A 23,250-nucleotide genomic window follows, 5' to 3' on the forward strand; every position below is an offset into this window, starting at 1 on the left:
CCTGATGATCGATAACCGGGGTATAACGGAATTGTGAAACACATGTTATGACCTACGATCCATACGGGAGGGATTCATCAAGTGTACAAGCAGTTCAGGCTCAGGACCAAAGGCTACGGATTAAACGGGAACTCCAGCACAAGCAAGCGAGCCACTCGCGACTGGAAAAAGGGATTGGCACTCCTGCTGACCTCGGCCTTCGCCATTGGTGCACTGGCCGGATGCGCTGGCGGAACATCGGAAAGCGAAAGCTCTGCCAATGCGCAAACGCCAGCATCTGGCACGAAGTTGAAAATCGAAGTGTTCGAGCGCGGGGAAGCTCCCGCTGGCGTAACCGTCACCGACAATCACTGGACACGCTATGCCCAGCAGCAGTTCGGCGATCCGAACGGCATTAAGCTGTCCTATGTACCTGTGCCACGCTCAGAGGACGTGCAAAAGCTGAACGTCATGATGGCCTCGGGTGAGGTACCTGATATCATTTTTACGTATGACGAAAATTTGGTGTACAAATATGCTCAGCAAGGTGGCCTGCATGAACTGGGGCAACTACTCGATGAGCACGGCCCGAACCTGAAAGCCTATCTGGGCAAGGACACACTGGCCTATGGCATGTTCGACGGCAAGCAGTACGCCATTCCGGCCAAACGGATGAACGTCGGCAAGTACGCCTCTTTTATCCGTCAGGACTGGCTGGACGAGCTAAAGCTGCCTATGCCGCAAACAACAGAGGAAGTGTACAAGACACTTAAAGCCTTTAAGGAGAAAAAGCCCGGTAACAGCGGCGATCAAGTCATCCCTCTCGGATTTTCCCTGACCCCCGCTTCCTATGAGCCTATCGTATGGGGCATGACGGATGAACTGAATGAGGAACAACGCATAACGTTGACCCATCAGCTTGGTTCGCGTGATTACCCTACCCTGCTGCCGGGTCACAAGGAAGCACTGCGTTTTATGAACAAGCTGTATTTGGAAGGGCTGATGAGCCCGGATTTTGCACTGGACAAGGAAAAAAAGAAGCTCAATCAGGATATTCAAACCGGTAAGGTCGGCATGTTCGGGGCAGATGGCGTCGAGCCGCTCCAAAATGTGTATACCAATCTGCAAGCCAATGTCCCCGGAGCCAAGCTGTCTGCACTGGACCCGTATACCAACAATGCTGGCAAGCATCACAAACCGCTCTACAAGCCTGCGGGCGAATGGAGTCGCCAAGCGATGGACAGGCAAGGGCATCCTGTAACACGTGCGCAAGCCGCATCAGGAAAGGAGTCGTAGACGTGAACACCGGAACCAAAAGCCGTCTGTTCGACGGTCTGAATACCGTACTTGTCATTGTATTATGCATTGTGTGTTTATCCCCTTTTTTACATGTATTCGCGGTGTCGCTAAGCTCCAATAACCCGATTATGTCCGGCAAAGTGCTGCTATGGCCTGTCGAGATCAGCTTTGAGGCTTATAAAAGGGTGCTTGGCGACGTCAGCATGCTGCGTTCTCTGATCTTCACCGTGCTATTAACTGCACTGTATACGGTGCTGTGCATGCTGATGACCATTGCTGCTGCCTATCCGCTGATGAAGCCCGGCCTTCAAGGGAGAAAAGCAATCATGCTGATCATCGTTTTTACGATGTTTTTCAGTGGCGGGATTATTCCCGAATACATTCTCATGAAGGAGCTGCATCTGACCAACTCGGTATGGGCACTGATTCTGCCCCATCTGATCAATCCGTTTAACCTGATTATTATGATCAGCTTTTTCCAGTCCATTCCGAGAAGCCTGGAAGAAGCGGCTGAAATTGATGGAAGCAGTCACTTCGGCATTTTGGTGCGAATTATTTTACCGTTGTCGATGCCCGTCATTGCTGCACTCAGCCTGTTCTATGCGGTGAGCCGCTGGAATGGCTTTATGGACAGCCTCTTTTACATTACCGACCCGGAGATGTACCCGCTCCAGCTCAAGCTGTACCAGCTCGTCATGAACAATATGGCAAATGACATTATGCAAATGGAAGGACTGCGGATGGTCGAGCTGCTGCCTGAAAGTCTCAAGGCCGCCAGTGTGGTCTTTTCCACCCTGCCGATCCTGCTGGTGTATCCGTGGATGCAGCGATATTTTGTATCAGGCATCATGCTGGGTGCCGTTAAGGAATGAGAAGAAGAATGCTCCACTGGAATTAAAAATCTCACGAAACGAAGGAGTGTGTTTATCATGTGGAAAAAAGGAAGCAAAGCATTAGCAGCGGTTATCATTCTGGGGGCGACATCCGGCACTCATCCCTTGGTATACAGTGCGCAAAATGACGAGTCCTTCCTCGAATCGGACGGTGATTTTGGACACGCGCTCAAGCCTTACAACGGTAAAGGCGCCAAAGGCAAATCCGGCTACGTCTTTCAGGCCGGAACTCCGGTGAATCTCAACGCTTCCGGTGGACAGCTATGGGACTCCAAGCTTGGTAATTTTGACGATAGCAAGCGTATGGGTTACGAGCTAATCCCGCTGGAAACCTCGCTGTGGCCGCTGCGGAACGATTTTACACTGGACCTGTGGAGCAGCTACGGCACGTTCAAGGGCGACAACGGCCGTGCCAACGCCGCCGATGCGCCGTGGGGCTGGAGCTTCGGGAACTACCGCGATCTGGGATCAGGTCGGATGCTGTATGATCCTGCCTATCTGGTGGACAAGCTCTTTGACGGATTGGGTGAATTTTCATTGACTTACCGGACCAATCCGTACAGCGGACAATAGGTATAATAGCCACGACAGATACACAAAAGCGATCGTGGCTTTTTTTATACCACAGGTGTAGGTGTAGTGGGAGCTGCGGTTTTTAAAACACGCTGATTAATGCAGTACACCAACCTTTCCTGATCGCTGGAACTCATTTCAGCAAACACAAGCCCATAGGTTATAAAAGGCTGGCTAATATGCGCCTCTTTTCGGATTAAATGTGCCTGCAAGACAAAAGGCTCTTTATTTAGCTCAAATTCAACCTGAATGAGAACTGGTTTTTTCAAAGGCAGATCATAATCGCAAATCAGCTTTAGCCCCTTCACGCTAATGTCTTGTATTTTACCGATCCCTTTTCTATGAGTAAGCCTTGCCAGAGTCTCATCTCCAAAATGTAAAAACTCAAACGCACAGCCCTCATCCGGAATACCCAAGCGAAAGGCTTCCCGCCGATTCAACTTGCTGTTGGCTTCCTCCAGCAACTTCTTAATTTCCTTTTTCTCCAGTTCCTTCATACCCAATTGTTTTTTTAAATCTATGAAATGAATAATTCCATTGACCAAGCATACAACGATCATCAAAATGATAAGACCTACGATGGTGGATATCATGGAACATGCCTCCCTCTGAATTATTGTCCAAGGGCACTCGACAGGTCCTCAGGCAGATGCAAAAAGCGTTCAACATATAGCAAATCAAATTGTGTTCCAATGTGACGCCAAAGCTCCTCTTTGGCCTCCTGAATGGACATGCCCCGGCGATACGGTCGATCGGAAATCATACTATCAAATGCATCCATGATGGAACACATTCGAGCCATAGGTGGAATTTTGTCACCACTTATGCCAAACGGATAGCCCTGTCCATCCCAGCGTTCATGGTGAAATCGGACGATATCTACAATATCCTGGTCGAGCATGCCCTCTCTTAAAATAAGCTGGGTACCCAACAGGGGGTGGAGCCTCATCACTTTCCACTCTTCTTCATTTAAAGGAGCTGATTTATTCAAAATGTCATCCGGCAGCAGCATTTTTCCAACATCGTGAATGCAACAACCTATGACGAATTTCCGTGTCTGCTGGTCATTAAAATCCAGGTAAGGAGCTATCCGCTTAGCCATATTGCCCACCCGTAGGCAGTGTTCATACAATTGTTTATCTTTGGATAGCAGGCGAGTTAGACAGCTCACTAAAACATTTTCCATAAATATTCCTCCAGTTTGACGCGCGGTCAGCGATTTGCCTTAATATTGAGAATAGATATCGCACAATATTCATTGTGCGAACGAACAGGAGGAATTTTTTATGTATACGTCTAAAATGACATCTTCTCAGCTACATGCCCCTTCCATGCATAACCCAGAGACGTACACGGATGACGAAATAACAGGATTATTTTTAAGTACGTGCAGTAACTCCCCGTATACCCTGCGCAACTACAAGAGGGCCATTCAGCAGTTTCGAAATTTCACATCTGGTAAACCGTTACGGAAAGTGACATGGCAGGATGTAGAGGTCTATAAAATCGGCTTATTAGAGGGTGCTTGCAGCCCTACCAAGCAAACACCTGCACCAGCGACCATTGCCAGCTTCTTGGCCCCCTTAAAATCGCTATACAAGTGGGGGAGTGATCCGAGCATTCGTATTTTTCAGCACAATCCCACCACAAGTGTGCGAACCCCCAGGATTCCAGTGAACAGTAAAAATCATTTCTTAACCAAAAATGAGCTGCGGCAGCTTTTAGCCTATTTAAAAACACAGGGGGAACGGAATTATCTGATCGCGCTCACGCTGGTTTTATTGGGGCTTCGGGTGTCTGAGATGGTGTCTATACAGTGGGATCACTTTCATACCGATCCGACGGAAATGTTCATTTGGCTGACTGTGTATAACGGAAAAGGAGGCAAACAGCGCGAGGTCAAAGTACCCGCAAGACTTTTGGAGATGTACAAGCAGTACAGAGACGCTTTCCAGCAAGAGGACCCATTAAATATGCGAGAGAGGTTGTTTCCGTTGTCAGTAAGGCAAGTGGAGACGATTATTAAGCTGGCCAGGGAAAAAGCTGGAATCGCGAAAAAGATAACCCCCCACTGGTTTCGCCACACGAATGCTACATTAGCCTTGATTCATGGTGCATCGTTACAGCAGGTGCAGGAAAATCTCGGGCACTCCCACATCAATACGACACAACGATACCTTCATACGGTTAGCCAAATGCAAAAAGCAGCCCCCGACTATGTGGAAGACTGCTTAAAAGATATATTATAGGTATTTAGTTACAAAAACAGTTGAAAAAATAGTCTAAAATAACTAAAATAGAATAAGAAATATTCTTTTTTTAGTTCATTTTACATATCGCACAATGAATATTGTACGCTATTCATTTCTAATATTTACCAATCAAAAGAGTGTCTAGATAGTTCCTGAGATATAGGATTTCTCTTTACAATTATGCCCTTTGAGCAGAACATTAGTCGATAACATAATCATACTGAATTGTCGGTACTCATATATCCGTGATAACAATACAATGATTACTTGTAAAATTGATAAGAGGGAAGCTGTGAATAGCAGCTTCCCTCTTTCTTTAATAATTAAGTTAAAATTAAGCTGCTGTTTTCTCTTGGATAAGACTGAGCATTTATAATGAAGGGAACACAAGAAGAGTAGCTGTTGAGATAAAGGGGAGTGCGAGAAGTGAAAAAATGGCGTAAAAGATTATGGAAGACGGTTATGTTCGGGTTGCTGGCCATTTTGGTTCTTCTGGCATCAGGTGTGATATATGAACAGGTAAGCACCCGGCAGGATCTGAAATCTTATACCCCCAGCGGAAAGCTATACAATGTGAATGGGCATAATATGCATTTATATACTGGAGGACAAGGGAAAGTAACGGTTGTATTCGCTTCCGGGTGGGGCACGGCCAATCCGTATGTTGATTTTTCCCCACTGTATGAGAAGCTTGCCCCACATGTTAAATTCGCAGTTTATGACCGGTTCGGCTATGGGTATAGTGATACGACGGACAAGAAGCGTGACATTGATACAATAACGAATGAAATACACGAATTGCTGCAGGAGTCCGGCCAAAAGCCACCTTACCTGTTTGCGGCACATTCGCTGGGATCCCTCGAAACGCTCCGGTTTGCACAGAAATACCCGGACGAGGTACAAGGCATCGTGATGTTGGATAGCGGAAGCCCGGAATATTACTATGCTGCTGCTGAGGAGCCAGTACGCGGCGGCTTTATCAATCAGTTGCTCATGAAAACAGGCGTGATTCGGATGCTTTTTCACTCTGACAGCTTTATCGAAGCCTCACGTGCAGCTCGCAACGGCTTGAAGTTTGTGCCGGATGATTTGAAAGAAATTGACCTGACAGCCTCATTGCTTAAGCTTGAAAATGCCAATATAGAGGACGAGCTGCGTCAATCGCGGACTAATGCAAAGATCGTATTGGATGACAAAAAACCCTTCCTTTTCCCGCTTACCGTGCTGACATCCGATTACTTAGGGGCTCCCGATGACGTCTGGAACAAATACGAAAAGGAATTTACTTCTTGGTCCGTGCAATCGAAGCAATTGGTGATTAAGGATACCGAGCATTATATTCATCAATATCGCCCTGATCTCGTTGCAGACGAAATATTGGACTTAGCCAAGCGGTAGGCTACCATCATAAATATATCAATTAAGAAGTCTTGGGTGAAATGATGTGCTCCCAAGGCTTCTTTAATTTTATTTAACTTGAAATAAAACCGTCTGGACGGTACAATAAAATAGGTGGTGATAAAAATGAATACAACTAAAAAAGAATTAAAAAAAGAATTAATTCTTAAAGCTGCTTCAATGATTGTGCATGAACAAGGAGTAGAGAAATTAACATTAGAAGCCGTTGCTAAGAAGGCGGGAATAAGTAAAGGAGGATTGCTCTACCATTTTCCTAATAAAGATGCACTGATTTTGGGTATGGTTGAGCAACTGTCGAACAGCTTTGTCACCGAATTTAATGAGAGAGCAGAAAGTGACATTCATTCCAAAGGAAAATGGACTCGCTCTTATATGGATACATCGATTTTTGGGGATAAGGATGTAAATGATCTGTATACTGCTCTCTCTGCAGCCCAATTTACTAACCCGCAGATGCTAAAACTTCTTCAGGATGATTATGCGAATATCCAAAATAAAATCGAAAACGATGAATTAGATCCGGTTCGTTCTACAATGGCCCGATTAGTTATGGACGGTTTATGGTTTGCGGAAATGTTCGGGTTAGCTCCTCCAAATGAAGAATTTAAGCAAAAGATTATTGAAGAGTTAAAGACATATGTAAAGGAGAATGAATAATGGCTTATCTTTTCCTGGCAATATCCATCGTTGGTGAGCTTGTTGGAACTTCAATGCTTAAGGCTTCAGAAGGTTTTACCAGACTGTATCCAACTCTATTGACTATTGTTGCGTTTGGTATCTCTTTCTTTTTTATCTCTTTAACTCTCAAAACGCTTCCTTTGAATATGACTTACGCAATTTGGTCAGGCGTCGGAGCGGTTGCTACAGCGCTTATCTCTGTACTCATTTGGAAAGAAAAAATCAATACAGGAAGCATTATAGGCATTGCTTTAATTGTTATTGGCGTGGTGGTACTGAACTTATTTGGTGCGGGACACGGAGAGGCGAAAGGTACAACAGAAACAGCCAGTCCAATCGTTCAAAAATGAGATAAAATATGTAATAATCCAAGTGAGCGGCCCTGTATGTCTTGGTTATCCCAAGATATACAGGGTTCTCTTTAGTTTTGGCTTCGATATCTCTCCAGCTTTGTATATCCCTAATTCACAAAAAAGTAATTAGTTGAAAAGTATATATAATACATCCATAAGATGGTATAATATTTTCCGAATTTGGAAGGGGCGGTTTACAGAATGGGCGCAGGCTAACACTCGTGAATAAGCTGTTGGCTGGAGATATAGGTGTTCTTCCTGACTATTTGGCCTACGTTACTTCCAAGAAAAACGAGGTTCTCACCGCACTGGTTAACATAATTGAAGCGGCTAACCAATATGATTTTAATGTAGATGATGTTCTCAAGCGGTTTGAATTAGAGATCCAGTCTTTAACGGAACAACAAAAAAGTGTAGGCGTGTACACTCAACAATTCATGTCAGAGCGTATCGCTCATTTTTTACAGGAATTAGCTAATTACTACTTACGTAGAGGTGAATATCAAGAGGGACAATAGTGATCATTCCAATACAGCATCTAGAAAAAGGATCTACTTACAAACCATTTGAACAACATGGTGGGGTTTGATGATTTTTGTTAAAGCATTTTATATCGTGGAGCCAGTTCTTCGAGCTGGTTTTTTCTCTTGAGGATTTGCAAAGTAAGAGAATACATTTAAACAAACACCAATCTTTAGGCTCGTCAATGAACAGTAAAATAAGCGCCTTTCAGGAAATATCCCCAGCGAAGGCGCTCTTAATATTTTAGCTTTTTCATTTAAGCTCATCTTTTGTTTTTATCGTTCTGCCAGCAACTAATACATATTGAAGAGGATCTTTTATGGTGACAAATGAAATGCTTCGAGAAACTGAGCTTCCTATTTCAATCCTTGGACGTTTTCTATCAGGAATATCTATAGAAGCCTGATCGGCATCCATACTAATCGTTTGATTAAAAACGAAGATTTCGTGTAAGTCCTCCTTGCCTTCCTTAATCGCAGAACCTGAACGATTCAAAGCACTTACAGTTAAATTGCCCTCTAGTTCTCCAGTAGAATTTATCTTGGATGTTAATTTAAAACTTTGGATATCCAAAATAGAATTGTTATCCAATAAATTGTTTCTACCCCAATCTAATTCAGTGACATGTTGAAGAACTTTACTTTGGTTAAAGGATTCATTTTGCAAAACAACCTTATTATTTTTATATTCAAATGGAATATCCATAGCTCTTAGTAATACACCAAGTGGAATGATAAAAGAATCCTGCTTCACTTCAGGATAAGTATCCATTTGCACAGACTGGCCATTCAAATCATACATATTCTTACCTTTGTGAAACACAATCTTATTTTTTCCCCAGTTAACAACAGCCTCCTGTGACTTCATATTGTATTCCACTTTTGCGCCAAGAAGTTCAGAAACAGAACGGAGGGGAGCCATTAAACGATTTCCCTCGTTTGTATATGGACCAACGGGAGCGCAGTACAGGACATCATAATCATTTACCTTAAGTAAGGACGTTCCACTAAAGTTCAAAGAATGATCAGTCTGAGCTGCATTAACTACAGAAGATGTACTGAACAGAGCAACTGCAAGTAAAGCGGAGGATAACATGGTTATCCTACACAAAGCATACACATAGAATATAGGGTTCAAGTTTAACCTCCTTCTTTAATCGCTTAATCACTTGTTACCAGTTGACTAAAGATTGATATAAAAATCAAAATGTATAATTGATTTATCCATAGGATTCGCGGGCACTCTCATTATTATTGTATACTCGTGGGCAAGGGGCAGTGGAACATACACGATAGTAAAACTGATGCCTTAGTTACTTTTGAAGATTGTTAATGTGTAGATCTTTAGATTAAAAGCAGTCTAAACCCCTTATATTTGAGGTTTAATATATCATAAAATCCTTTTTGTGTCATTGACTATAAAACTATGAAAATCCCAAAATTTATGGCATGTTTATGTGCCCTTTATTACGCTCTATCCTCCGTCTGAACGAATTCAGGTACCTCCATCCAAGCTTGATGAAACAGGCATTTATAATAATTTGACTTTGAAAGAGTATTTGGATTTTGGGCGATAGCCAGTAATCTTTAAAAATATTAACTCAAAAAAAGCTGAATGTTCTTTTCAGTGATTTGTGGGTTTGGTAAGTCCGAATCATCGGTTCCAACTAGATATTTTTCATAATCAAATAGGATAAAATCTTCCCGTATATTCGATGCATAAAGTTGCAATAAACAAGATTTTTTTAGGAAATATCCTCATTTTGTTGACTTCATATCCGGCATACTAAAGTTTTTTCACTCATCACAAGTGACCCTAATAGGGATAAAGTGATTGATTGACAAGTATATACCATAGACCTAAAAGATGATATAATATTTCCCAGAAATGCTACTATTGATCGGTATCTAACGGACTACATAATACATTATGTTAAAGGGGTTGTTACACTTGGAACCTACAACCACGATACGCACAGAACTGGAAAACTTCATGAAACAGAATGCGTTAAACATTACCCAATTCGGTCTGGTGGCAGGCATAAATCCAGGCACGGTAAGCGGGATCGTCACAGGCAACCGTACACTCTCCGTTCACCAGTTAGATCGCATTACAGATACGTTGGGACACCCCAAGGGACACTTTTACAAGAACTATATTGAGGAATTTTTGAATACAGCAACGCCTAACATACGTAGAGTCAGACCCCTTTTGTATCATTGTGCAGAGTTGAACATGTTGGATTGCATTGAGCAGGTCGTCAACTTACTCATGGAGAAGCTGGCATACGCCGAGGCCCTATTTGTAATAGCTGAGGACTTTTTCAAACAAGGAAAATTCGCAGCGTCCATCATCCTTTATGGAAGCGTAGCCGTCAGTGAGAATAAGCAACACTCGGAACGACTGGCCTTTTGTCAGTACCGCATTTTTATGGCGAAGCAAGGGGACGATCAGGCACTCAATCTCGAAGCTGCTAATCAGCTCGAGCCTTATATTGAGCGACTAAATGAAGGGGATCAGTTGGAGGCGTTAAGAAATCTAGCAAATACATATCTTTCATTACGCCAATGGGACAAGCTAGATAGATGGGCATTTGTAATGGACTATAAGGCTCAAATTCAGTATCGTTTGGCTTACCGTCAGGAGCGAAAGAGAAAGCGAACTCCAAAGAGACCTAATAGGCCGCTATTTTTCTACGTAGCCTATGGATCGGCTACACTCTTCTAGACAGAAAAATTGCGGTCTACTATAGTAGACTACAGATGAACACTAGAAGGAGCGAACGGACGATGACTAAAAAAGAAAGACGTACCTTTAGTACCGAATTTAAGATGCAGATGGTTCAGCTCTATCAAAGTGGTAAACCCCGAAAGGATATCATTCAAGAATATGATTTGAATCCTTCATCACTAGATAAGTGGGTGAAACAGAATTCCACATCTGGATCCTTCAAAGAGAAAGACAACCGAACTCCAGAAGAGCTAGAACTCATCGAACTTCGAAAACAGAACAAGCAACTGCTCATGGAGAATGACATTTTAAAGCAAGCCGCGCTGATCATGGGACGAAAGTAAATGTCATTCGCCAGAATAAACATAAATACTCGGTATCAGCAATGTGCGACGTCCTAAAAATCTCTAGAAGCACCTATTATTATGAAGAGAGCAAGGTCGAGGCTACATCGGAGGATGAGCTTCCCTCCATGATTATGGATATTTTTCAAAGCAGCCGTCAAAACTACGGTACGCGTAAAATTAAAAAAGAGCTGTACCAGCAAGGCTTTACAGTATCCAGACGGAGAATTGGACGAATCATGAAGGAACTCGGGCTGGTCTCCTCGTATACGATCGCTCAATATAAACCTCATTCCACGAGCTGCAATGAAGCCAAGCAAGCGAATGTATTGAACCGGAAATTTGAGCAAGAACAGGCGTTATCTGTCGTCGTAAGCGACCTGACGTACGTTAGAGTGGGTTCATATTGGAACTACGTATGCTTCTTTGTCGATCTGTTTAACCGCGAGATTATTGGCTACAGTGCGGGGCTACACAAGGATGCCAAGCTAGTTTACCGTGCCTTGGCTTCGATAAAGGGCAACCTGAATGACATTCGGCTCTTTCACACCGACCGAGGAAATGAATTCAAGAATAAGCTCATCGACGATGCTCTGGAGGCTTTTCAGATTGAGCGCTCCTTGAGCATGAAAGGCTGTCCCTATGATAACGCCGTTGCAGAAGCCACGTTTAAAATTTTCAAAACAGAGTTTGTGAAGAAACGTCATTTTGAAAGCCTGACTGAACTAACCACAGAGTTACATGACTATGTGCACTGGTTTAACCATATTCGGATTCATGGATCTCTGGATTACTTAAGTCCGGCTGAATTCAAACAGAGACACCACAAAAAAGTTGTCTAGTTTAGTGTTGACAATCCACTATCAAATTTGCTCCATGCATGTGTTTGTGAAGCGAAAGGTGACTATGAGAGAACACTACAATATATTCGTACTTATGGAGATGTAAGTTGGGTAAAGGATACAAGCGAGGATGCTCAGCATTGGATGCGACTGTTTCAAGAATGGGCGCATGCTAACCTTTATTCAGTTAAGCTCTTATCTGGGGATGCAAGCGTAATTCCAGATTATGTAGCATATATTGAATCAAAGAAAGATGAAACTCTCGTAGCCTTGTGTAACATCTTTGAAGCCGCTAACCGATATCAAATTAATGTAGATTATGTGATTCAACGCTTTGAATCAAGTATCAACGAATTTATGAAGCAGGAACCAAAAAGCCTGTATGCCGCACAAAATATTTCTGATCAACTAATTCGTCTATTGTACGAATTAGCCCACTATAGTTTAAATAGGGCTATGCATTCCCACGGTTTTATATACTTATTAAACTGTTTAAGAAAATCCGCTTTATTAAATAATGAAGTATTCTTCATCAAATGTATGAATTTATTTGAAAAGTTTAGGAATTTTGCAAGCGATCAAACAGATTCAGAATACTACAATTTAATTAACGAAGTGAGAAAAGAGAGGCTATTTTATTTCTAATACTACTCGATGCTCAAGTACCAGCAAAAGTATAATTGTCATTCTTTTATTTAAGAATTTCAATGCGACACCCTCACTTAGTTATTTTTTATAAATCACTTTACCTTGACCATCTCGAATGGTTTAAAACGTGTATCAGAACTATCACTTATGAAGATGTATGCTGTTTCTTTAACGTTCATTTTTTTTGTCTGTGTACGCTGATTTGGAAAGGTAATAGATATAGTTTTGCCAAACATAAGAATTTCCTCACTGTTAATGAAGAGTGCCAAATACGGAGAGCCACTTTTGCGTCCAATGGTTTGCACTACCTGCTTTTTATCTTCCTGAATCTCTAATTCACTTACAAATTCCTCTTGTCCATTTACTATAGTTAACATTCCGACTCCGATACGCTTATGATCTTTGTAAGCAATTAGAGAAAATGGCTTGTCTACAGTATTTACTATTTTGTAGTTTAGTAGTTCAAACTTTTCTTTGCTTGCAACTTTTTTGATTGTATCCTCATTAGTGACGGTGTATTTATCTCTTGTGAAGTAATTTGAAACCACGACAATTAGGATTAAACTTATTAAAATAAAAATTAATTTCCATTTGTCTTTAAGCATTTTTACCTCCCTAAGATCAAATCCAAAATGCAATGTATACATTTCCATATATGTAAAATATCAACCTATTCATCCCTATTATAGTGTGAAAAAATTATCTTGTCATTGACTAGATGACTATACAAATACCAATATAAACCAAGTAAAATCCCTCTTTTCTAATACTTTACCACTTGTTTATCCCATTCAATTACCTTGCTTTAAACTTGATATAGTCGGCTTCTTGTAATATTCGAACTCTGTACAAACATCAAGTTTCAAAATAATATTTAATTCTTTAGAAATATTCGTGAAAAACTTTATGGGAGCATAATCCCCTTTGTTCATTGACTTAATCAATCGAAATAACCTCTTGATTCAAACAACAACTTAGCTGGATAACCCCTTCGAGCTGTTTTATTCTCTAGAAAAGATATTCCTCATGCACTTTCACTTTTCCCAAAAATACACATGGCATCCTAAAATGAGTATCACCAAAGGAGGGATGTATCATGGGAAGTGAAAAAGCTTTGCAGCAGCGATTGGAGAAAAATCGACAGCGGCTCTATGATTTGCAAGCGAAATACGGACTAGATCATATGTATGTACTCCGGCAATCTATGGTTTTGGACGAGCTGATTAATCAATATAATCGGATGTACTATACAAAATTAAAAAAGCCGATCGCTTAAAGGCAATCGACTGGGCGAGAAACTTGTGGTGGGTCGCTCGCCCTTTTATTGTAACATACAATGCCGAATCATCTGATTGCCAGCTTTATCGTTTATTTTTCAGTTCATTCATACAGCAGATACAAATCCAAGCATTTTTAAAATATGTAAGATGTTGAAGCTCGCCACATAAGGTACAGACTTTCCCCGTGCATTGCCGCATGATCAAACCACTCTCCGTCATCCAAAATTCCATGGCTGTATGCTTGCCAATCCCAAGACGCCTCCTTATATCTACGGGGATGACAATCCGACCTAAGCTATCTAGGTCCCTGACCATTCCTACGCGATCCAAGATAAAACCTCCTTATTTCAAAAATATCAGTAGATCAAAAATAGGCATAAATGCTTTGAATAAGGAAATATTTATCTTGACATGGCGCGAACTGGAAAAAGCCTGCGTTCGACTTGGAAAAATATAAAGCGCCTTGCCGGGAAAGAAACTCCCAGCAAAGCGCTTTAGCCACTCGAACCTGATCTGAACCGGTTGTTGATCGTATCCACTACACCCCGGAACCTTTGCCAAAAATAGCTCCTTCACCTCGTCTATCGAATACTTACTTTTTCCAACGATATAAGCAGAGGAAAGAGCCATAGTCCTCTTGTTCAACATCACTTGTCTGCATCATTCACTAACGTATCATCGAATAAATGAAGGCTTTCTTCACTGATTATAGTTGGAACGATAAGCTCATCAGTAGCCCGTTTAGCTTGTGTAAAATAGTCCGCAACTCCCGCCATCAGAGCGACGCCGATAAATAGCACAATCCAATTACGATGCTTTTTCATCTGTACCTCTCATTCTTCACTCCGCCCGTTCAACCATTTGAACCAATGCAGCAGATGGCTGAACCGGTATTCATGCTGCGAAGCGTACGTCCATACTTCTGGCTCTTCACCAGGCTCCTTCCAGACCAGCATGGAAAAGTGGCCTTCCTCCTCATTGGCGACAGACAGGAGCGAAAGGCGGTCATCCCCAAATCGGTACGGGGCCGATTCCACCCAATAATTCCGCATATCGCTGATCCAACTGCGAAACCGCTCTGTGCCTGAGATCCGCAGCACATCATCCGGCAAGAGCATATGCTCTCCCATGTCCTGCCAGTACCCGGCATAACGGTAGCGTGCTTCCAGCATCGGACTGAGCGGCCGGGTTTTGCCAGGAGCCAGCGTGGGCATACACGTAACGGGAACGACCGGACCGATGCTCTGGACAGCATAAGAGCGGGTCTCCCCCTCACTCAAGCCGAGGCACATCGCCTCCGCGAGAAAAGCGTTCCGTCTTACAACAAACTGATGCCGATACTGTGACATTTCATTTTGTAGCTCCAAAACCATACCCTGTACTGCATCTGTTCCGATCATTCCCAAGCACCTCTCATTCCAAAATATAGTCGTGCAGCTTGCGCTGTGCCCGATATTCGGCCCAATTGAACGCAGGCCATGCCGTTTCTTCCCTCGTCATGCTCATCAGACGACCTTGTAGAAACTCATCCATCGCTCCGTGTTCCTTACGGCTAAATTCAATCAGCAGCGGAATAGCATCCGCCGATAGCCCACTCAAATATTCCTTATCTATCACCGATGTAGTGCGATACCGTTCGAGATTATTTTCAGCAATCCGTACATCAATGCCCACATAATTCACAACAACATACGCCACCAAAGCGAGTACAACATAATATTTCGCCAACGGAAGCTGACGGACATGAATGCGCACTGCCGCAATGAGTAGCAGCAAGCCCAGAAAAATCATAAACGCGTGTACCAGATAACGGGTGTACGTATATCCATAGGCCTCTTCGTACATGACCAACCGGGTATAGCCCGAATACAGCATCACACCCGAGCAGCCCACAAGTACATACAGCAAGCCGTTGTTCATTTTTTGCAATATATTTGAGCCGAATTCGGTCCACTTTAGCACACTGATCATGAGCACAAAGTTGATACCTGTCACCATAACCAGCTCCCCGAAGCCCCTTCTCGCATATTCTGCATACGAGGTTCCTTCTGGCAAGGTACCTTCCCATGCACCAAACAGATACCCGAACTGCAATACGACGAACACAACATACACCAGATTCATAACCATCAGCACCGTAGCTGTAATCACAGGATCAAACTTGATCGCTACCGGCTCGTGATAAGGTATCCTTGATCTGTCGATGATCACCGAGGAATGACCATCATACTCGGTGGTTTGACCATTCGCCCCCTCGCTTAACCCGTGCCGCGACTGCTCCTCTTGGCCCGGATCACGCAAAGCAGGCTGTACGAATCCCCACAAATAGCAGAAAAAACAGAAGGTAAAGAAGCAGGTCCAGATCAGCCGCAGCATTCCGCTACCAAATGACAGCGTTCCGATCCATGAAGGTATGCCGGATAACAGTTCCTCGAACATCCCATCCGCTGATGCCAGCAAAGATATAATGATGAACAGCAGCGGCAGGGCGATCAGCAAACCGACCATCACTTTCCCCAATACACGCTTGCGCTCATCCTTTACATTCCGAAAGGCTGCTGTCTTGAACATCCGAAACGGAGTCACGACATGTCGCAGATTTTGATAAAACAAATGGCTTAACGCCTGACCAATGATACCGGGTTCCGACCAGCTATGCCTCTTCTCTCCGAGCAGCATCACCATATGTACACTAATCAGAGCAGGTATAGCCAATGCATTTAACACATATAAAACCGGATTATCGAACAGTGCATACGTCAGCGACAGCAGCACAATCACGGCAAACAGCAATCGCCCCATCCATGAGTCAAGCCGGATACGATCCCGATTATAGACATACATATAGGTGTAGAACAGAATGACAAAAATCGGCAGAGACACGCCTAGCGCATGCCCGTAAAACAGATATTGATGAACCAGCGCCAACACAATCGCAGCAGCAAAGGCGGACAGGAACGACGGTTTCGGCAAAGAAGTTCCACTCAACTTGTCATGCATGGTAAATACCTCCACAAATATGCTTTATAACCCTTATTGTAGATGATAAAATAAGAAGATAAAGAGAAATTAATCGACGTAAAATTTCCTATTTTATATAAACGACTGTACTTTAATCATCCATAGGGGAAACGGAGCAACCATTTTATGAAACTTCATGCCCAATTTTTGCGGCTTCACTCGCACACCGCTGACGACAGGGACGAGAACCATACAATAGAGACTACGCTGGATGAGTTGGCGGCTATTTTTGACTGCACCCACCGTAATGCCCTGATGATCATTCAGAAAATGGAAAAGCATGACTGGATACAGTGGACTCCCCGCCGAGGCAGGGGCCGCCGCTCCAGCCTGCACTTCCTGATTCAGCCGGAGGACATTGCGGTGCAGTCCATGATGCAGGCCATCGACCGCCACGACATCAAACGCGCACTGGATGAAATCCGGGCCCATTCGCGTTCATCCACGATGCAGGAGCATTTGCAAGGCTGGCTGCTGAACTACTTTGGGCATCATGCAGAGGTTCGCAGCGATCAGCAGCAGATTGATACGTTGCGTCTGCCCATTCGCCAGCAGCTATACACGCTGGACCCGCTGTATATGAACTGGCTCGCGGAGTCCTTCGTATCCAGCCACGTCTTTGACGGGCTGGCCCGCCGGGCGAACGAGAGCGGTGAGATTTTGCCGGGACTGGCGCACGCTTGGGAGGTGGACGCTACCCGTACGCAATGGACCTTTTTCTTACGTAAGGAAGTACTGTTCCATAACGGCAAAATACTGACCGCCGAGGATGTGGTTTATACCTTTGAGCGGCTGAGCCGTGCGCCGGGACGGAGGCTGTACCATTTTATCGTTCGGCAAATCGAGCACGTACAGGCGCTCAGTCCGACGATAGTACGCTTCGAGCTGAAGGAGCCAAATGAGCTATTTCTGTCCTTCCTGTGTACCAGTCGTGCCGCCATCGTGCCTCGTGAGCTGAATCAGGCGGGTGAAGCGGCCTTTGGCATCCGCCCTGTGGGCACAGGGGCTTTCAAGGTCACGGAGATGAACGAGAGCTTATGCATACTGGAGGCATTCGCTCCTTATTTTCAAGGCCGCGCCCATCTCGACCGGGTGGAAATTGTTCAGCTCCCGTGGGCGGCCAAGCCGGAATCGGCGGCGGATACCGCAGATACAGCTTCGCCTTTTCATATCATCCACAATCCCGTATTGGCCGGGAACACGGATACTGCATGGAGTCAGATTCACTCGGCAGCCTCGGTGCGTAAATTTATTACATGCAATACGCACAAGGACGGGCCGTTACGTAACCCGGAAGTACGTGACCGTATCGTGGCGTGTCTGGATCATCGCAGCCTCCCTCCGATGGTGGATGCATCCGACGAGTCGTATGAACCCCCGGCAACGCTGCAAATTGCGACCATTCCCGAGTATAGAGCCGATGCGGACCGGGTCGCGGCTCAGCTGGAATCGTGCGGATATACTTGTAATATCGTGGCTGCGTCCATGAATGAATTCAAAAGCTCCTCCATCCGTATGGAATCAGACCTGATCATCTTTTCTTTGTTTCGTGACCGTGATGAGCAATTGCGCCTGTTCGATCTGTATCTCAACGTGTCCGGCCATGTGGAGCCGCATAGCCGTGTGGATATCGAAAGACTGCTGCGCGATATTACACGGGAAGCAGATCATACGGTCAGAGCGCGTCAATTCGAGCATATCGAAGCCCGGCTTATTCAGGAGCACCAGCTCCATATTTTATATGAAAAGCCCGTCCAGACAGCATATCTCCCTTCTGTACGCGGCGTTTCCTTCAACAGCCAGGGGTGGGTGGATCTGCGTCATGTCTGGTTCCCGCCTGCTCAACTGCAAATATCCAAGCCTTAATGGAAAAAGAGTTCATTCGCGAGTGTTCCGCCACAATAAAAAAGGTATCCTCTTTTACAAGAGAATACCTTTCATGTCGATATCCCAGCCTAATTTAAGCAGAAGTATCCTGGGATGAAAATGACCAGCCACCCATCCCATGACTGTGAGCTCCACTAGGATCCTCTACAGGGGGAGCAATGGGTGAAGAATTTAGTATGATAAAAAAATTAAACGCGAGCAGAAAAATAACGATCTTTTTTATCATTAAAATGATCTACCTCTCTAAGTAAATTTTTATATTCCTCCGTCGCCTCCGGCGAGGCAGTATGCCGGAATTTCTCAAATAAACCTACACATTTAATCGTTACAGGATTACCATTCAGCACCACGGAATAGGACAGGCTTTCCAACAGAAATTTCATGCCTTTTGCATAGCGCTTTTTATCGAGATCGTAGCAAGCCCGCTCGGCTAGGAATCGTGCATAGAGATCCGCTGACACTTGCTCCGTATAGGTGCCTACCTTGGTATGGTGATCCGCAAATGCAGCAATCTCTTTTTCGAAACGTTGCAGTACATCGTCCACATTAAAATCATAACGGTTTGCGGCCAGCATGATTTTGAACAATCCCATCAGAATCTCGCCTTCGTTTCTTTCCAGATAGGCCACATACTGTGGAATGACGTCCAGTTTACCGGACATAAGCTGATACAGATATCCGTTAGCCTCAGCCCAGTTACTACACTGTTCCTTCAAGCGGCGTGCTTCTTCCGTATCCTCCTGCACCCAGCTTAGATCCGCATACAGGGAGACATATTCCAAAGCCTTTTTGTAATCCCCTCGTTCGTCACAAATACCGGCACGCAGCACGTAAGAGTATACAATATACATAAACAAAGGACCCTTTGTTTCCTTGTCACGCTCTGCTCTTCTAGTTTTTCCATATTTTTGCTCATACTGCACTTTAGCCCTGCGACACATTTTATCAGCTAACGCGTCTACTTTATCCCACCGACGCAGCGAAACATAAGTATTGGCCAAATCCTTTAATGCATCCAGTTGATCCACTTCACCCAATCGATCTACAAAGCTTTCAAAGTGAGTAGCGGCCCACAAATTTTCGTCCTGATCATCACCGACAGCGATTGTAAATAACCGATACTGGCAGAGAGCCAGACGTTCGGAATGCTGATACTTCTCGCTTTCCGAGACATTTTTATAGATAATAGCCGCTGCCGCAAATCTGCCTTCTCTGAACAATTCTTCTGCCGTTTCAAACAAGGCCGGAGCGTAAATCAGATAGTCCATCATAAATTCCACGACTTGTTCAATACAGTCCAGCTTGTTCAGCTCTGCACAGCGGTACAAAAATGGGCGAACCCGCCGCCAATTCGGTGCTGCATTCCGTATAAATTCTTCAATGTACAGCTCATAGAGACTTCCTTCTTCAAGCCCCATGCCTGCCGCAATCCGATCCAATAGCAACATCGCAATCGGCCGATTACCGTTGATAATGGCACTGATCGTGCCCGCATTAATACCCGTGTTCTCCCCAAACTTACTAATCGTGATTCCTTCACGTCTGATATACTGTTCCAGCTCTGCACGAATCGTGGTTGTTTCCTTCAAATCAGGCACCCCCAGGGATTACTTGTATGTTTTCAATTCAAAAAAAGAAAATTCCCGTGAATATTCCCTTTATTATACAAAACAAAACCCACTTCGCCAACTGTATAAATTCGTTTACTTAAAATTTATCTGGACAGAGTCAATCTTTTCTTGAAATCACACGAATCACTAGCTTAGCGATATGGATAGGTCACGTATTCTTAGAGTAAGGTCCCTTGCTTCCTCTTACGCGCCTCTTGTAACAGATAATTACAATAAAGCGCAACAATGATTATTCTAAAATATAAAAAACTAAAAACATATAGTTCATAGTATTTATTTCATAGATGTATAAATATGAATAATGAGTTGCGTATTTACAAACTACTCAAAATCAATTCACAACTAGGGGCTGCTACCGACAGATTTGGTAATTTCGTAGTTTGCGTATACTATATGAAGAGTGAATTGAAAAACACTTATCTTACCATAGGTCAATTAGCTATAATCTGATGTATTATGGAACAAAGGAAAGGATATGACAAATGAATAATACCCTTACAACAGAACAGCAAATTGCAGCATGGATGGTCGCACAAATTCGTGAAGTGGGAACCTTAAAACAAGAAGACGCGATTGCATATGTACGCTCTGAGTATGGAGAGCAGTATGTGTTTATAAGTGAGCATGGTCATGTATCTCTCGAAAAGGAAATCAAAAAAGCGTTTCGCAAGCTTCATGGCGGTAAAATCGCCTGGGATCGTGACGGATTCCTCTGGGCCTGGACGTAACAAGCAAAAGCATCTGCCATTGGCAGGTGTTTTTTGATGATTTATATATATTTTTTCTGGAGTTGGCTGATTTGCCCCTTCACAAAATGCCGGAGGGCTGCAGGCTCTACGATTTCAACTCGGCCAATCCAATCCATTGTATCACGACAGGCCGCTTCATAGCTGTACATGTTTACGGTCAGAAGCAACTGGCTTCCTTCCTGTGCGGGACTGGAGAATTTCCAGTCTTTTCGCTACGATTCCAGCTTGCGCCTCATTCGTCCGGATCACAACCGGGGAAGAACGGGTTCCATCCGCTTTACGGTACTGAATGGTTATTTTATAAGACCCCCATACCGCAGCTCTCACGACCTCAAGGCAGGGAATCGCTACGCCCTCCGTCCACCAGGGCGTATCATCAAAATAAAACCGCGCTTTGGCCTTCCGAATATCTGACTGATAAGAGTCCGGCATGGTCTGTTCCAGTTTGAGCAGTGCATTTTTTAGCTTCAAGCCCGATTCTGTTGGCCCGCCCGTATAAATGCCCATACCCGTTAAGTACAACTGAATGACATCACCGCTATTTAACTGTTTAAGGTTCGCCGTATAGCCCTCCATCAAGTGAATTCCGCCCTTCGGGCCCGTTGCAGTAACAATCGGAATTCCCTTACAGGGGGGCTGTATCCGTAGGCAAGGAAACCTCGTCCGCATAGTTCGTGGCCATAATTTTTGCTACTCCGGCAGGGTCAGTGGTCTGGCCCAACGCCCACATCATTTTAGTCACAAGTGCCTCCGTCGTCATGTCATAACCCGGAATAACACCCTTTTCCAGCACCTTCTGCCCTACCTCATAAATCGTCAGATCGCCGCCCTCATAAGGACATTGGGTGGTCACGACGATGCTCATGCCATCCTTCATTAATTCCTCAATTTTGCTGATCAGGCTTCTTTCCTTGAAGGGCACGCCACCCATGCCAAAGCCCTCAATCACGATCCCTTTATAGCCCAAACCCTGAATGGCATCGAAAATTGCCGGATTCGTACCGGGAATCAGTCTGAGCAGAAATACCTCCGAAGCATACCCGTCATTGTACGGATGGCGAACTGTACCGCGATTCGCAAATACGCCCTCTGTATAGACCACCTTCCCATCTTCCACGAGGCCGATATACGGATAGTTAATACTCTCAAAAGCGTTATAGCTGCGCGTTCTGATTTTGGAGCTGCGGCTGCCGTTGATGATTTTGCCGTTAAATACGACAAATACCCCTGCCACCTCCCCACATGCGGTCAGGAACGAGTCGATTACATTTTTTTTGGAATCACTGTGCTCAGCCAGAATGGACACCTGCGACCCCGTCACCACGACCGGCTTGTCTACGGTTCCCAACATGAAGCTCAAAGCAGAGGCTGTATAAGCCATCGTATCCGTGCCATGGGCAATGACGATACCGTCGTACTGGTCGAGGGAACGATGTACCATTCGGGCGATGGAAGCCCAGTCCTCCGGTTGTGTATTCGTGCTATCAATGCTCATCAGATTATGGGCATCAATTTCACAGATTTCCTTCAACTCTGGAATTTCCGCCAAGATATTTTCAGCCGATTGGGTCGGCGTCAGACCATTTTCCTGATAGGAGGAAGAGATCGTCCCTCCGGTATTAATAAATAGAACCTTTTTCATGTACCCATGTTCCTTCCCGATTACATCTTAGGATATGTCCTGATTCGGTATCGTTTGCAAATAAATAGTAACGAACAACACAATAGAAAGTAAAAAAATCAGGCCGATTCCGATGACCTTGCGATAATACCCCCTTTTAATACATAGCTCCCCCTCGGAATTCATTTCAACACTTTTCATTCTATACATTACGTACTTCACAAAAAATCACAAGACTGATTTAAGTGACATTGGAAATAAGCATGGGTGAGTACACAATTTATTTTACAGACTCTATGTGTACAAGCACGGATGGCTCAGTCATCTTTGAGGCTCAGCATGTAAAAGAAAAAGCAACCATCACAGAGGAAAGTCTGCGACAACTGCTTTCTTGCTTTCAGGACCACATCTCCAGCCGAAATCTTTCTGAGATCAAGAATTCATCGGCAGCTATGTAGAAAAGCTGGCAAAAAGTCCTCTGCTCCATTACTCCCTGCATTCATCAACACTACTGGTTTTGAAACAGTTG

24 protein-coding genes are annotated in these 23,250 nt (G+C 44.2%); 14 read left to right on the top strand and 10 right to left on the bottom strand.

The window, feature by feature from the left end:
• Positions 1-81: 81 nt before the first annotated feature.
• The 3 genes from HPL003_RS06225 to HPL003_RS06235 are packed head-to-tail and all read left to right on the top strand — an operon-like array spanning position 82 to position 2,744.
• Entirely contained in the window at positions 82-1,275 is a 1,194-nt protein-coding gene (locus HPL003_RS06225) for an extracellular solute-binding protein (protein ID WP_014278784.1), read from the top strand.
• 2 nt (positions 1,276-1,277) lie between these two features.
• On the top strand, positions 1,278-2,150 hold the full coding sequence (locus HPL003_RS06230) for a carbohydrate ABC transporter permease (RefSeq protein WP_014278785.1): 873 nt from the start codon (positions 1,278-1,280) through the stop codon (positions 2,148-2,150).
• Positions 2,151-2,207: 57 nt separating this feature from the next.
• Positions 2,208-2,744 (top strand): hypothetical protein, encoded by a 537-nt coding sequence (locus HPL003_RS06235; protein ID WP_014278786.1) that lies wholly within the window; start codon positions 2,208-2,210, stop codon positions 2,742-2,744.
• A 44-nt stretch (positions 2,745-2,788) separates the two neighbouring features.
• On the opposite strand, the gene HPL003_RS06240 is transcribed toward HPL003_RS06235, so the two are convergent.
• Positions 2,789-3,337, bottom strand: coding sequence for a PilZ domain-containing protein (locus HPL003_RS06240; protein WP_014278787.1), 549 nt, complete (start codon positions 3,335-3,337; stop codon positions 2,789-2,791).
• A gap of 20 nt (positions 3,338-3,357) precedes the next feature.
• On the bottom strand, positions 3,358-3,930 hold the full coding sequence (locus tag HPL003_RS06245; RefSeq protein ID WP_014278788.1) for an HD-GYP domain-containing protein: 573 nt from the start codon (positions 3,928-3,930) through the stop codon (positions 3,358-3,360).
• A 100-nt stretch (positions 3,931-4,030) separates the two neighbouring features.
• Between HPL003_RS06245 and HPL003_RS06250 the strand changes: the two genes are divergently transcribed.
• From HPL003_RS06250 to HPL003_RS06270, 5 genes are all read left to right on the top strand, one after another.
• On the top strand, positions 4,031-4,993 hold the full coding sequence (locus HPL003_RS06250; RefSeq protein WP_014278789.1) for a tyrosine-type recombinase/integrase: 963 nt from the start codon (positions 4,031-4,033) through the stop codon (positions 4,991-4,993).
• Between the two features lie 429 nt (positions 4,994-5,422).
• Positions 5,423-6,394, top strand: a complete 972-nt coding sequence (locus tag HPL003_RS06255) for an alpha/beta hydrolase (RefSeq protein ID WP_014278790.1) — start codon at positions 5,423-5,425, stop codon at positions 6,392-6,394.
• A 126-nt stretch (positions 6,395-6,520) separates the two neighbouring features.
• Entirely contained in the window at positions 6,521-7,072 is a 552-nt protein-coding gene (locus tag HPL003_RS06260; protein WP_014278791.1) for a TetR/AcrR family transcriptional regulator, read from the top strand.
• Complete coding sequence (locus HPL003_RS06265; protein ID WP_014278792.1) at positions 7,072-7,443, top strand: DMT family transporter; 372 nt, start codon at positions 7,072-7,074, stop codon at positions 7,441-7,443. Before HPL003_RS06260 ends, HPL003_RS06265 begins: the two co-directional genes overlap by 1 nt.
• A gap of 224 nt (positions 7,444-7,667) precedes the next feature.
• On the top strand, positions 7,668-7,964 hold the full coding sequence (locus HPL003_RS06270) for a hypothetical protein (RefSeq protein WP_014278793.1): 297 nt from the start codon (positions 7,668-7,670) through the stop codon (positions 7,962-7,964).
• A 256-nt stretch (positions 7,965-8,220) separates the two neighbouring features.
• On the opposite strand, the gene HPL003_RS06275 is transcribed toward HPL003_RS06270, so the two are convergent.
• Entirely contained in the window at positions 8,221-9,105 is an 885-nt protein-coding gene (locus tag HPL003_RS06275; protein WP_014278794.1) for a copper amine oxidase N-terminal domain-containing protein, read from the bottom strand.
• 813 nt (positions 9,106-9,918) lie between these two features.
• Between HPL003_RS06275 and HPL003_RS06280 the strand changes: the two genes are divergently transcribed.
• The 3 genes from HPL003_RS06280 to HPL003_RS06295 all read left to right on the top strand — a co-directional run bounded on the left by HPL003_RS06280 (position 9,919) and on the right by HPL003_RS06295 (position 12,529).
• Positions 9,919-10,695, top strand: coding sequence for a hypothetical protein (locus HPL003_RS06280; protein WP_014278795.1), 777 nt, complete (start codon positions 9,919-9,921; stop codon positions 10,693-10,695).
• Positions 10,696-10,757: 62 nt separating this feature from the next.
• Positions 10,758-11,884, top strand: a protein-coding gene (locus HPL003_RS06290) for an IS3 family transposase (RefSeq protein WP_148267373.1) whose coding sequence is annotated in 2 segments (ribosomal slippage) — positions 10,758-11,007 and positions 11,007-11,884 — 1,128 coding nt in all. Because the reading frame shifts where the segments join, the coding sequence is not laid out codon by codon here.
• A gap of 144 nt (positions 11,885-12,028) precedes the next feature.
• The gene (locus tag HPL003_RS06295) at positions 12,029-12,529 is read left to right on the top strand and encodes a hypothetical protein (RefSeq protein WP_014278796.1); all 501 of its coding nucleotides are present in this window, start codon (positions 12,029-12,031) and stop codon (positions 12,527-12,529) included.
• A 95-nt stretch (positions 12,530-12,624) separates the two neighbouring features.
• Here HPL003_RS06295 and HPL003_RS06300 read toward each other — a convergent pair whose 3' ends face one another.
• Complete coding sequence (locus tag HPL003_RS06300) at positions 12,625-13,137, bottom strand: hypothetical protein (RefSeq protein ID WP_014278797.1); 513 nt, start codon at positions 13,135-13,137, stop codon at positions 12,625-12,627.
• A gap of 491 nt (positions 13,138-13,628) precedes the next feature.
• Here HPL003_RS06300 and HPL003_RS06305 point away from each other — a divergent pair, with 491 nt between their 5' ends.
• Positions 13,629-13,808 carry an aspartyl-phosphate phosphatase Spo0E family protein gene (locus HPL003_RS06305; RefSeq protein WP_014278799.1) on the top strand — a complete coding sequence of 60 codons (180 nt, stop codon included), beginning with the start codon at positions 13,629-13,631 and terminating at the stop codon, positions 13,806-13,808.
• A gap of 651 nt (positions 13,809-14,459) precedes the next feature.
• On the opposite strand, the gene HPL003_RS29140 is transcribed toward HPL003_RS06305, so the two are convergent.
• The 3 genes from HPL003_RS29140 to HPL003_RS06325 are packed head-to-tail and all read right to left on the bottom strand — an operon-like array spanning position 14,460 to position 16,812.
• Positions 14,460-14,636: a hypothetical protein gene (locus HPL003_RS29140; RefSeq protein ID WP_014278802.1), complete on the bottom strand. Its 177-nt coding sequence runs from the start codon at positions 14,634-14,636 to the stop codon at positions 14,460-14,462.
• 9 nt (positions 14,637-14,645) lie between these two features.
• The gene (locus tag HPL003_RS06320) at positions 14,646-15,212 is read right to left on the bottom strand and encodes a hypothetical protein (RefSeq protein WP_014278803.1); all 567 of its coding nucleotides are present in this window, start codon (positions 15,210-15,212) and stop codon (positions 14,646-14,648) included.
• A 13-nt stretch (positions 15,213-15,225) separates the two neighbouring features.
• A complete protein-coding gene (locus tag HPL003_RS06325) occupies positions 15,226-16,812 on the bottom strand; it encodes a DUF4153 domain-containing protein (protein ID WP_014278804.1) in 1,587 nt (528 codons plus the stop codon).
• Between the two features lie 147 nt (positions 16,813-16,959).
• Between HPL003_RS06325 and HPL003_RS06330 the strand changes: the two genes are divergently transcribed.
• Positions 16,960-18,699 (top strand): ABC transporter substrate-binding protein, encoded by a 1,740-nt coding sequence (locus HPL003_RS06330; RefSeq protein ID WP_014278805.1) that lies wholly within the window; start codon positions 16,960-16,962, stop codon positions 18,697-18,699.
• A gap of 209 nt (positions 18,700-18,908) precedes the next feature.
• Here the strand turns inward: HPL003_RS06330 and HPL003_RS06335 are convergent, their stop codons facing one another.
• Positions 18,909-20,309 (bottom strand): DNA-binding protein, encoded by a 1,401-nt coding sequence (locus HPL003_RS06335; protein WP_014278806.1) that lies wholly within the window; start codon positions 20,307-20,309, stop codon positions 18,909-18,911.
• Positions 20,310-20,833: 524 nt separating this feature from the next.
• Between HPL003_RS06335 and HPL003_RS06340 the strand changes: the two genes are divergently transcribed.
• Positions 20,834-21,079: a DUF6953 family protein gene (locus tag HPL003_RS06340; protein WP_014278807.1), complete on the top strand. Its 246-nt coding sequence runs from the start codon at positions 20,834-20,836 to the stop codon at positions 21,077-21,079.
• Positions 21,080-21,235: 156 nt separating this feature from the next.
• On the opposite strand, the gene HPL003_RS06345 is transcribed toward HPL003_RS06340, so the two are convergent.
• Entirely contained in the window at positions 21,236-21,679 is a 444-nt protein-coding gene (locus HPL003_RS06345) for a hypothetical protein (protein ID WP_238533452.1), read from the bottom strand.
• Between the two features lie 46 nt (positions 21,680-21,725).
• The gene (locus HPL003_RS06350; protein ID WP_014278810.1) at positions 21,726-22,742 is read right to left on the bottom strand and encodes an asparaginase; all 1,017 of its coding nucleotides are present in this window, start codon (positions 22,740-22,742) and stop codon (positions 21,726-21,728) included.
• Positions 22,743-23,250 lie beyond the last annotated feature (508 nt).

The organism is Paenibacillus terrae HPL-003 (genome assembly GCF_000235585.1).
GTDB lineage: Bacteria > Bacillota > Bacilli > Paenibacillales > Paenibacillaceae > Paenibacillus > Paenibacillus terrae_B.

Excerpts from the sequence above, each read along its gene's own strand:
- HPL003_RS06235 (WP_014278786.1), top strand. The coding sequence starts at position 2,208 with ATGTGGAAAAAAGGAAGCAAAGCATTAGCAGCGGTTATCATTCTGGGG.
- HPL003_RS06250 (WP_014278789.1), top strand. The coding sequence starts at position 4,031 with ATGTATACGTCTAAAATGACATCTTCTCAGCTACATGCCCCTTCCATG.
- HPL003_RS29140 (WP_014278802.1), bottom strand. The coding sequence starts at position 14,636 with ATGAAAAAGCATCGTAATTGGATTGTGCTATTTATCGGCGTCGCTCTG.
- HPL003_RS06340 (WP_014278807.1), top strand. The coding sequence starts at position 20,834 with ATGAATAATACCCTTACAACAGAACAGCAAATTGCAGCATGGATGGTC.
- HPL003_RS06325 (WP_014278804.1), bottom strand. The coding sequence starts at position 16,812 with ATGCATGACAAGTTGAGTGGAACTTCTTTGCCGAAACCGTCGTTCCTG.
- HPL003_RS06245 (WP_014278788.1), bottom strand. The coding sequence starts at position 3,930 with ATGGAAAATGTTTTAGTGAGCTGTCTAACTCGCCTGCTATCCAAAGAT.
- HPL003_RS06350 (WP_014278810.1), bottom strand. The coding sequence starts at position 22,742 with ATGAAAAAGGTTCTATTTATTAATACCGGAGGGACGATCTCTTCCTCC.
- HPL003_RS06295 (WP_014278796.1), top strand. The coding sequence starts at position 12,029 with ATGCGACTGTTTCAAGAATGGGCGCATGCTAACCTTTATTCAGTTAAG.
- HPL003_RS06265 (WP_014278792.1), top strand. The coding sequence starts at position 7,072 with ATGGCTTATCTTTTCCTGGCAATATCCATCGTTGGTGAGCTTGTTGGA.
- HPL003_RS06260 (WP_014278791.1), top strand. The coding sequence starts at position 6,521 with ATGAATACAACTAAAAAAGAATTAAAAAAAGAATTAATTCTTAAAGCT.
- HPL003_RS06330 (WP_014278805.1), top strand. The coding sequence starts at position 16,960 with ATGAAACTTCATGCCCAATTTTTGCGGCTTCACTCGCACACCGCTGAC.
- HPL003_RS06320 (WP_014278803.1), bottom strand. The coding sequence starts at position 15,212 with ATGATCGGAACAGATGCAGTACAGGGTATGGTTTTGGAGCTACAAAAT.
- HPL003_RS06300 (WP_014278797.1), bottom strand. The coding sequence starts at position 13,137 with ATGCTTAAAGACAAATGGAAATTAATTTTTATTTTAATAAGTTTAATC.
- HPL003_RS06305 (WP_014278799.1), top strand. The coding sequence starts at position 13,629 with ATGGGAAGTGAAAAAGCTTTGCAGCAGCGATTGGAGAAAAATCGACAG.
- HPL003_RS06240 (WP_014278787.1), bottom strand. The coding sequence starts at position 3,337 with ATGATATCCACCATCGTAGGTCTTATCATTTTGATGATCGTTGTATGC.